Raw genomic sequence first — 354 nt, 5'->3', positions numbered from 1 at the left:
AGCCATCGTCCAGGGCCGCTCCGGCACACGCATCAGCATGGCCTGCGACGGCATCGTCCATCGCTGAAGGAGGACCGCAGCATGTTCACCCCCGGCCACCTGCACCGTGATAACCTCGACCGCCCCGACGCCTTGCGCCACATCCCGCCGTTCTCGGTCGACTTCTACTACGAAGTACGCCAGGACCCGCAACAGGGACCGATGCTGCACATGCGCCTGGCCGGCAACGTACGCGGCAAGCCGTTCGAGGAGGAGTTCGAACTGCACCGCGACGTGGCCTTCAATTTCGCCAGCGTGGCCACCCGTGCCGCCGCCCGCCACGGCTTGCCCATCAACGCCAGTCCGGTGATGCGC

1 protein-coding gene is annotated in these 354 nt (G+C 66.9%); it reads left to right on the top strand.

Annotated features, from left to right (window positions below; translation table 11 throughout):
• Positions 1–81 precede the first annotated feature (81 nt).
• Positions 82–354, top strand: a 273-nt coding sequence (locus J0A65_RS26555) for a DUF5064 family protein (protein ID WP_206597169.1), incomplete at its 3' end; no start/stop codon positions are given.

The organism is Bowmanella yangjiangensis (assembly GCF_017255015.1).
Taxonomy (GTDB): Bacteria; Pseudomonadota; Gammaproteobacteria; order Enterobacterales; family Alteromonadaceae; genus Bowmanella; species Bowmanella yangjiangensis.
The sequence above is the reverse complement of the archived record's forward strand: the minus strand, read 5'-3'. Positions and strand labels throughout refer to the sequence as shown.